This window comes from Candidatus Competibacter denitrificans Run_A_D11 (assembly GCF_001051235.1).
In the GTDB taxonomy this organism is placed as follows: Bacteria; Pseudomonadota; Gammaproteobacteria; order Competibacterales; family Competibacteraceae; genus Competibacter_A; species Competibacter_A denitrificans.
On sequence record NZ_CBTJ020000081.1, the window covers coordinates 1 to 1,170 of the forward strand.

Genomic DNA, 1,170 nt, shown 5'->3' on the forward strand with positions numbered 1-1,170 from the left:
GAGGGAGAGCAACTGTGTTGTCATCTCATGGCCTGCACTCTGCGGGAGGCTGCCAAGGGGAGTTGGTCTTGAGGATGGCATTGAGGATGGTCAACAATTTACGCATACAGGCCGTGAGGGCGACCTTGGGAGGTTTGCCCACGACCCGAAGGCGTTGGTAGAAAACCTTGATGATGGGATTACATCGACTGGCGGCGACGGTAGCCATATACAGGACGGCCCGCACGCCCGCGCGTCCACCGAAGATCATGCGTTTACCCCGGCCCTGGCCGGAATCCCGATTGAAGGGACAGACGCCGACCAGGGCGCTGATTTGGCGGCGGTTGAGGGCGCCCAATTCCGGCAAGGCGGCCAATAAGGTGGCCGAGGTCACCGGGCCGATGCCGGGAACGCCCTGGAGGAGGTCGTCGGCTTCGCGCCAGAGGGGGCTTTCGCGTAAGCCGCGCTTTAGGTCGTCATCGTGGTCCTGGAGTCGTTGGGTCAGCCAGGCGATGGTGGCGTCGATGTCGGGCTTCACGCGCGGATGGGCGCTCACCCGACGGTTTTTCTCCGCCGTCAACATCTCCACCACCTGCCGCCGCCGCTGGATCAGCGCCATCAATTCCTGGGCTTGGGCGTCCTTCCAGGGCCGAGGTTCGGGACGGATCGCCGCGCCAAAGTGGGCGAGCACCGCCGCATCCAGCGCATCGGTCTTCGCCAGCCGCCCAGTCGCTTTAGCAAAATCACGCGCCTGGCGCGGGTTGATCACCGCCACCGCCAATCCCGCTTCAACCAGCGCCGTGACCACCGGGATTTCCAGGCCCCCGGTCGCTTCCAGCACGATCAACGCCGGTGATCGGGGGCGCAACCAGTCGATCAACACCTCCAATCCCGCCGTGTCGCGAGCCACCCGTAACCGCTCGCTCTCCGGCCAGGTCGCCACATCCAGATGCGCCTTCGCGACATCAATCCCGATCCAGCATTCCTCCAACCGCTCACGATTTTCTTGCATCAACGTGTTCCTCTCCCTACCTTGCACGATGCGGGTTTTAACCCCGGCAACTGTTCGGGTTTCCGGTTCACTGAAAAATCAACGTGGCGCTTCTCGCTCTCCCACGGGATCTGCAGTCCCTCAGGGTTTTCGTGCTACCACGTCGCCCTTACACTTTAACCAATCCCCAACATACAAGG

Annotated in this window: 1 protein-coding gene; it reads right to left on the reverse strand. The window is 62.5% G+C overall.

Going from position 1 to position 1,170, the window contains the following annotated elements; all coding sequences use genetic code 11:
- Positions 1 to 25: 25 nt before the first annotated feature.
- Positions 26 to 991, reverse strand: a complete 966-nt coding sequence (locus tag BN873_RS14655; RefSeq protein ID WP_048675276.1) for an IS110 family RNA-guided transposase — start codon at positions 989 to 991, stop codon at positions 26 to 28.
- Between the last annotated feature and the right edge of the window lie 179 nt (positions 992 to 1,170).

What these genes read in the sequence shown, in the direction of transcription:
- BN873_RS14655 (WP_048675276.1), bottom strand. Translation starts at nt 991, where the DNA reads ATGCAAGAAAATCGTGAGCGGTTGGAGGAATGCTGGATCGGGATTGAT.